This is a genomic window from Lutibacter sp. (assembly GCF_040883305.1).
Taxonomy (GTDB): Bacteria; Bacteroidota; Bacteroidia; order Flavobacteriales; family Flavobacteriaceae; genus Lutibacter.
Genome location: NZ_JBFLKT010000327.1, coordinates 1 through 5,382, shown reverse-complemented (window position 1 = coordinate 5,382; position 5,382 = coordinate 1). Strand labels below are relative to the sequence as shown.

Below are 5,382 nucleotides of genomic sequence, written 5' to 3'. Positions count from 1 at the left end.
ATTAGATTACAAGATAAAATAACATTAAATGACGGTACAATAGTAAATCCAGATGGAACGTACATCACAAAAGATCAAATTAGATTGCGTTTAAGAGATGGTTCCTGTTTAGATAGCGATGGCGTTTTATACAGAAATGAGTATCAGTACAGATACAAAGTTCAACAAGAAAACAAAGGGCTGTCTCAAGCTCAAATTCAAACACGAAATCAAAATAGATATCAAATAATGATGATTGATGGTCAAGCCTACCAAATTAAAAATCAGGAACAAAACCAAATTAAGGAACAAATGCAACTTGGAAATGGTGTTACTATAAATCCAGACGGAACTTATCAAAATCGCGATAGAAAACAACTAAGATTGCAAGATGGTGAATGTATTAATATGGACGGTCAAATGTTTAAAAACACCTATATGCAAAGAAAAATGGTTGTACAGAAAAATGCTAAAGCAATTAAAACTATGACAAAGAAAAAAGTGCAAAAGAAAGCAACTGGCACACGTAATAAGAAAAATTAAAAAAAGCTAGTGGTGGTTTTAATTAAAAACACAAATTGTCATTTTGAGTAAATTTGAGGAAGAAATGAAAAAAAATTGATTGCATTTATTCAAAATGACAATTTGTAATAATCTTAAAAATTCTTTTTAAGCTTTATAAATTAATCATTAAATCTTTAATCATGAAAGCTTTAAAATTCTCATTTATAATTTTGTTTGTTTTAGGTACTGCAAGTATTTTTGGACAAAATGAAAAGAAATCATATGTTTCAACAGCTATAAATTACATTAGTGATGCTGTTTTTATGGGTAGAAAAGATTCCATTGCAGCTCCCTATTTATATCCTTCTATAGCTTACCACCATAAATCAGGTGTTTACGGAAAAGGATCTTTCTCTTACCTTACAGAACCCGACGAAAGTAGAATTGATTTATATTTATTAACTGCGGGTTTTGATTTTAAAAAAAATAAACTATCTGGAGATTTTTCAGTAACAAAATACTTTTTTAATAATGATAGTTACAACGTGATTTCTGAAGTAACCGCAGATATTACTGCAAGCTTAAGTTACGATTTTGAAATCGTTAATTTAATTGTAAATGCAAGTAATTACTTAAGTAATAACGAAAATTCAGATTTATTTTTATCTTCAGAAATTAGCCATGATTTTTTAACCTCAGATAATAAATTTCAAATTTCTCCAACTGCTGGAATCTATCTGGGATCTCAAAATTTTTATGAGGAATACTATATAAATAGCCGAATAAGAGATCGAAAAAACAATAATCAAGGAAATACAACTCAAACAATTACAGAAGTTGTAATTGAAGAAAGTGAAAGCTTTAATTTAATGGCAATTGAAGTTAGTTTACCAATGTGGTATTCTAAAAATTCAATAACCGTTGCATTCTTACCAGCTTTAGTTTTTCCACAACATGAAGCTACAATTTTAGGTGATGAAACTGTAGTTGAAGAAGAATTAGAAAATGTTTTCTATTGGATGGTTGGAATATCCTATAGGTTTAAATAATATTCTTTTTAAATTTTATAGAAAAGTTCATGTAACCGTATGAGCTTTTTTTTAGTTGAACTACACTTAAAGCTATATTAAATGAATAGAATTTATAGTACATTTGCATTTATATGCAGAAGAAAATTAACATAAAAAATAAAAAAGCACGTTTTGAATACGAGATTTTAGACACCTACATTGCAGGTATTCAATTAACGGGTACAGAAATTAAATCTATTCGTGAAAGTAAAGCTCGCATCACAGAAAGCTTTTGTGAATTTAACGAACAGGGAGAATTATTTGCAATAAATATGTTTATTGAAGAGTATTTATACGGACACGCGTATAACCACAAACCAAAAAGTGAGCGTAAATTATTATTAAACAAACAAGAACTTAAAAAACTGCAAAAAGAAGTTCAAAATGTGGGTTTAACAATAGTTCCATTACGTCTATTTTTAACCGAAAAAGGCTGGGCTAAACTTGAAATTGCATTGTGTAAAGGAAAGAAAAATTACGACAAACGCGAGGTAATGAAAGACCGCGATAATAAGCGAGATTTAGATAGAGTAAAAAAGGATTTTAACTAAAAAATGAATAGTGTAGTATTTTTAAAATTAATTCGCTGGAAAAATTTACTGCTAATTATTTATGTCTACTTATTAATTAAATTTTTGCTTTTTCCTTCATTTTCTATTGAAACTGCACTTTCCTTATTTCAATTCTTTATTTTATTACTTTCAATTGTATTAATTACAGCAGCCGGATATATTATAAATGATATTGAAGATGTTATTTCAGACAAAATTAACAAACCTAAAAAATTAATTGTTTCTAAAGTTATTAGTATAGAAAAAGCGCTCCAATGGTATAAAATAACAAATACATTAGGAATTGCTTTGGGAATCCTTTTTTGTTTAAATATTGGTAATCCAACCTTTTCATTTATTTTTATTGGAACCCCACTACTACTCTATTTTTATGCCAAAAAATTAAAATCAAAACCATTTATTGGAAATTTTATTGTGGCTTTTCTAATTGGTTTCAGTATTTTTATTTTAGCTATTTTCGAATTTGGTTTTTTAATAAAAAATGAGCCTAAGCATCTAGCGTTCAATATAATTATAGCACTCAGTATTTTTGCATTTTTTACAAATCTAACACGAGAAATAATTAAAGATATTGAAGATATAAATGGAGATTATGCACTTAAAATGAAAACTTTACCAATTGTATTAGGAGTCACTAGAGCAAAAAACATAGCACTTATTACTTGCATATTTCCAATTGGTTTGTTGCTAATTATATTCCTTAATTATAGCGAACTTTATAAATATACAATGCTCTATTTATTAATTACTGTTTTTCTTCCTTTGTTATATACAGCCATAAAACTTTTTTCAACAAAGAAGAAAAAAAACTTCAAAAAAATAAGTACTATCTTAAAAATTACGATGTTTTTAGGAATAAGTTCTTTAATAATCTTTTCTAAATTTCATTAAAATGCTTCAGAATAAATTAAAAAATAAAAATATAATTCTCGCTTCTGGCTCTCCAAGGCGACACGAATTATTAAAGGAATTAGGCGTAAATTTCTCCATAAAAGTTAAAGAGATTGAAGAAACGTATAATACTGAATTAAAAGGAGCAGAAATAACTAATTATTTATGCAAAGAAAAAGCAGCTGCTTTTACAAATGAAGTTTTTGAAAATGATATAATAATAACCGCCGATACCATTGTGTGGCACAATAATAAAGCTTTAGAAAAACCAAAAAATGCAGCAGAAGCAATTCAAATGTTGCAAGAGTTATCCGGTAAAAAGCATAAGGTATTTTCTTCTATTTGCATTAAAACAAAAAATAGCGAACACATAATTTCTGATGTAACTTCTGTTTCTTTTAAAGAATTATCTCTTAAAGAAATTGAATTTTATGTTGAAAATTACCAACCTTTTGACAAAGCTGGAGCTTATGGAATTCAAGAATGGATAGGCTTAATAGGCGTTACGCAGATAGAAGGAAGCTATTTTAATGTAATGGGTTTACCTGTTCATAAATTATACGAAGAATTAATAAAATTATAAGTTGATACCATAAATAATCATTATTTTTGAACGATTTTTAATAAATATATTATAATGAAAAAATACACATTTACCGAAAAAAAAGATACACGATCAGGTTTTGGCGCTGGATTGGCTGAGTTAGGAGATAAAAACGAAAATGTTGTTGCCCTTTGTGCCGATTTAATAGGTTCGCTAAAAATGGACAAGTTTATTGAAAATCATCCTGAAAGATTCTTTCAAGTTGGAATTGCAGAGGCAAATATGATTGGTATTGCTGCTGGTTTAACAATTGGTGGTAAAATTCCTTTTACGGGAACTTTTGCAAACTTTTCAACAGGTAGAGTGTACGATCAAATTCGTCAATCTGTTGCTTATTCAGGTAAAAACGTAAAAATATGTGCATCGCACGCTGGTTTAACGTTGGGAGAAGATGGTGCAACGCATCAAATTTTAGAAGACATTGGTTTAATGAAAATGTTACCTGGAATGACCGTAATTAACACCTGCGATTATAATCAAACTAAAGCAGCTACTATTGCAATTGCAGATTTTGATGGTCCAGTTTATTTACGTTTTGGTCGTCCTGTAGTTCCTGTTTTTATGCCCGAAAATGAAGAGTTTGTTGTTGGAAAAGCAATACAACTTACAGAAGGAACAGATGTTACAATTGTGGCAACCGGACATTTAGTTTGGGAAGCACTACAAGCTTCTGAACAATTAGAAGCAAAAGGAATAAGCGCAGAAGTAATTAATATTCATACAATTAAGCCTTTAGATGATGCCGCAATTTTAAAATCCGTTGCAAAAACTGGTTGTATTGTAACTGCAGAAGAACATAATATTATTGGTGGTTTAGGAGAAAGTGTTTCAAGATTATTGGTTCAAAATAGTTTAGTTCCTCAAGAATTTGTTGCTGTTAACGATAGTTTTGGTGAATCTGGAACTCCCGCACAATTAATGGAAAAATATAAATTAAATGATATAGCTATTGTTGCGGCTGTGGAAAAAGTAATTAAAAGGAAATAATAGTATTATATTTTCGTTTTAAAAGATATATTAACCCAAAAATTTATTTTTATGAAAAAAAGAACAGTAGTATTTTCGATTGTATTTTTAGCTTCTATAATGCTAATGAATGCCCAAAACGATTTTGGTTTTAAGGCTGGTTTAAATTATAATACAAACGGAGATTTGAAAGAATTTACCAACGAAGTAACTGGCATATATAAAAATGAAGGAAAAGGGAAATCTGGATTTAATATAGGCTTTTATGGAATGTTAGATTTAGGTGCTTTTTATGTTCGACCTGAATTAGTGTATACAAAAACAACCAGTGAATATGAATTAAACACTGGAAATACAGAGGATTATAAAATATCTAAAATTGATGTTCCTGTGTTAGTTGGTTTTAAGCTTATTGGTCCTTTAAACGTTTTTGCAGGTCCAGCTTTTCAATATTATTTAGACAACGATTTAAAAGGAATAAAAATTAGCGATGTTGAAAACGAATTTTCTGTTGGCGTAAATATTGGTGCTTCCGTAGAATTTGGTAGATTTGGTATTGATGCTAGATACGAAAGAGGTTTAAGTGAAAATGAAGCAAATTGGACAAATGCCGGTGAAACATTTACATTAGACTCTAGGCCAGAACAATTAATTTTTAGTTTGTCTTATAGTTTATCTAAAAACGATAAATAAAACACCTAAATAGTTTAAAAAATATAAAACTTCGAGCATAAATTGCTCGAAGTTTTTTTTTATGCACATTTTTAAATTACTGTTTTTATTCAACCTACTTTTT

The 5,382-nt window shown here is 28.7% G+C and carries 7 protein-coding genes; all 7 read left to right on the top strand.

The annotated features are described in order from the left end of the window. Positions 1–522, top strand: a 522-nt coding sequence (locus tag AB1Z17_RS10460; protein ID WP_368051747.1) for a DUF6799 domain-containing protein, incomplete at its 5' end; no start/stop codon positions are given. Between the two features lie 161 nt (positions 523–683). After that, positions 684–1,532 (top strand): hypothetical protein, encoded by an 849-nt coding sequence (locus AB1Z17_RS10455; RefSeq protein ID WP_368051746.1) that lies wholly within the window; start codon positions 684–686, stop codon positions 1,530–1,532. Positions 1,533–1,645: 113 nt separating this feature from the next. Then, positions 1,646–2,104, top strand: coding sequence for an SsrA-binding protein SmpB (smpB, locus tag AB1Z17_RS10450; RefSeq protein ID WP_368051745.1), 459 nt, complete (start codon positions 1,646–1,648; stop codon positions 2,102–2,104). 3 nt (positions 2,105–2,107) lie between these two features. After that, positions 2,108–3,016, top strand: coding sequence for a geranylgeranylglycerol-phosphate geranylgeranyltransferase (locus tag AB1Z17_RS10445; RefSeq protein WP_368051744.1), 909 nt, complete (start codon positions 2,108–2,110; stop codon positions 3,014–3,016). A 1-nt stretch (position 3,017) separates the two neighbouring features. Continuing rightward, entirely contained in the window at positions 3,018–3,599 is a 582-nt protein-coding gene (locus tag AB1Z17_RS10440; RefSeq protein ID WP_368051743.1) for a Maf-like protein, read from the top strand. A 54-nt stretch (positions 3,600–3,653) separates the two neighbouring features. Further along, positions 3,654–4,607, top strand: a complete 954-nt coding sequence (locus tag AB1Z17_RS10435; RefSeq protein ID WP_368051742.1) for a transketolase family protein — start codon at positions 3,654–3,656, stop codon at positions 4,605–4,607. Positions 4,608–4,658: 51 nt separating this feature from the next. Then, positions 4,659–5,279: an outer membrane beta-barrel protein gene (locus AB1Z17_RS10430; protein ID WP_368051741.1), complete on the top strand. Its 621-nt coding sequence runs from the start codon at positions 4,659–4,661 to the stop codon at positions 5,277–5,279. The last annotated feature ends 103 nt before the right edge of the window (positions 5,280–5,382 follow it).